The following is a 1,759-nucleotide window of genomic DNA, read 5'->3' as shown; positions in this document are numbered from 1 at the left end:
TGTTTATGACGCAATATTAGGTGATAAGGAAGATTTCTTAAAAAGCGTTGAAAGAGTAAACCCTGATATAATCTTCTTAGGACCTGATCAAAACGTAGATGAGAAGAAGTTATCAGAAGAGCTTAAGAAAAGAGGTCTTTCTCCGGAGATAATAAGGTTAAGAGAAAGAATTAAGAAATGGAACCACTCAAGTACTACAGATATTATAAACGAGATTAAAAAAAGATATTGTAATTCATAAATAATAGGTTAGACATATGCTTCTATTACTATTTCGTCGCCATCTTTAAGATTAAGTTTCTCTCTAAGATAATACGGTGATATTATTTCAACTACACTTTTTGGATGTGTAGTCCTTTGTGGGATAACTACCGCTGCTGGTTTTAGAGAATTTACGGATGCAGGATATAATTTGACTGCCCCTAACACTCTATCCTTGTATTTATATTCTGGTACCAGTAATGGAGGAGATGATTCAAGCATTAATCTGTTTTCTATAGACTGCCTGTCATAAATTACTACGTTTAACGTTCCGGGATATGGTTCGAAGCCAAGTAATTTACTTATCTGAGTTTTATAATATTCCATCGATAGAAATATTCTTCCTTCCCCTAATCCCGAAATGATTTTACCTTTGATTTGTATGGTATGCAATGTTAATATCGCTTCTTTTAAATCACTTAAGCAAGAATTTAAGATCTTTTCTCCCTCTTCACTAAGCCGAATTATTTCTCCTTCTTTAGAAATTATCCTAACTATTAATTTATCTTCTTCCAATTCCCTAAGTTTTCTCGAGACAGTTTGCTGAGAAAGGTTTAATATCCTTGCTAATTCAGACTGCGTAATGTAGGATTTTTGCTTCGAAAAGGCTAATATTTTGGCTAAAATACAAACGTTTGACTCATCTTTTCAAGTTGATCCCTCAGTACATCCTAGTTCTGCTTCCTTATATTCTCCGTTTATATCATCTTCTATGTCAACGGTTCTCCAATCCCATCTTTCATTCCATGCGTTTCCTATCTTAATTGGCTCATCTAACTTACTTAATAACACTATTCTACTAGGTACGTGTTCTGAAAGTATTTTATAGCCAGTATAGTTTGAGAGAAGTTTTGCAAATTCTCTTATCTCATTATGTCTAGGCATCGCATCCTTACTTAACCTATACGTGGAAGGTCCAACATGCATATAAGCTTTAACTTCAATATAGGTTGGCATAGCTATTTGGAAAAGTTTTGCAAACTCTTTAGCGTCTTCATCACTCATATTATACCCCTTTATCATTGTAAGCCTAATCACAGTTGGAGAACTAAAACTTGGCAGTATCTCTAGGGTTTTCATCAACAATTGCCAAGAATTAGCTACGACTGGCCTATTTATCATTTTATGCTTGATCTCATTTGGAGCTTGTAGAGATACGAAAAGCTGAGTAGGTTCTTCCTCAAGGCTAGCTAAGATATCTGGTCTTATTCCGCTTGTCACTAAAAATGTAGTTAGTCCTCTCTTATGGTATTCCCTAATTAACTCACCTAATTTCTCATATAAAGTTGGCTCTCCAGTCAAGCTGATTGCTACGTGAGCCGGTTTCATCGCATCTTTAACTTTTTCTAGCTTAACACCTTCCCTCCCAAAATAACCAGAAACTGCCCTCTTATGTTCCTCAATACTTCTCTCAACTATGTATTCCGGATCATCATATGCTGGCATTTTAGTATCGTCCCATTCTAATCCTATATCCTCTGGTTCTAGTCTCCAACAA

2 protein-coding genes and 1 pseudogene are annotated in these 1,759 nt (G+C 35.2%); 1 reads left to right on the top strand and 2 read right to left on the bottom strand.

The features are described 5' to 3' along the window. A pseudogene (locus tag DMP16_RS09590) lies at window positions 1-241 on the top strand (DUF357 domain-containing protein); the annotation flags it as partial. 8 nt (window positions 242-249) lie between these two features. On the opposite strand, the gene DMP16_RS09585 reads toward DMP16_RS09590, so the two are convergent. Further along, complete coding sequence (locus DMP16_RS09585; RefSeq protein ID WP_083216336.1) at window positions 250-876, bottom strand: DUF120 domain-containing protein; 627 nt, start codon at window positions 874-876, stop codon at window positions 250-252. Window positions 877-909: 33 nt separating this feature from the next. After that, on the bottom strand, window positions 910-1,759 hold an 850-nt coding region (locus DMP16_RS09580; protein WP_255446865.1), incomplete at its 5' end, for a radical SAM protein.

It is taken from the genome of Sulfolobus sp. B1 (genome assembly GCF_007050195.1).
Lineage (GTDB): Archaea > Thermoproteota > Thermoprotei_A > Sulfolobales > Sulfolobaceae > Saccharolobus.
This window is presented reverse-complemented; position numbering and strand designations above follow the sequence as displayed.